Source organism: Shewanella nanhaiensis (assembly GCF_019457885.1).
Classification (GTDB): domain Bacteria; phylum Pseudomonadota; class Gammaproteobacteria; order Enterobacterales; family Shewanellaceae; genus Shewanella; species Shewanella nanhaiensis.
This window is the reverse complement of record NZ_JAHZST010000076.1, coordinates 1-295: the sequence shown is the minus strand read 5'-3', so window position 1 is coordinate 295 and position 295 is coordinate 1. Positions and strand designations below refer to the sequence as shown.

The window sequence follows — 295 nt, the reverse complement described above, 5'->3', positions numbered from 1 at the left end:
CAAATGCTTGTTACTAGCTCGCCAACGCTTTTCGCAAGTTACTACGTCCTTCATCGCCTCTGACTGCCAAGGCATCCACCGTATACGCTTAGTCACTTAACCATACAACCCAAATAAGTTTCACAAAGAAACCAATCCGTTGTCTTGAGCGGGTAAGCTCAGACAGTCGTATCGCAACTAATGGTGTTTACTTTCGCCAAAAGAATACTCATGAACTCCATTTGTTAATTGCTATTAAATAGCTTTCACAAAGGCGTTCGACACTTGATTTAAGTGTTTGAGAACTCAATTATTT

General features: G+C 40.7%; 1 rRNA gene. It reads right to left on the bottom strand.

The window, feature by feature from the left end:
- Window positions 1–102, bottom strand: a 23S ribosomal RNA gene (locus K0625_RS24405); the annotation flags it as partial.
- Window positions 103–295 lie beyond the last annotated feature (193 nt).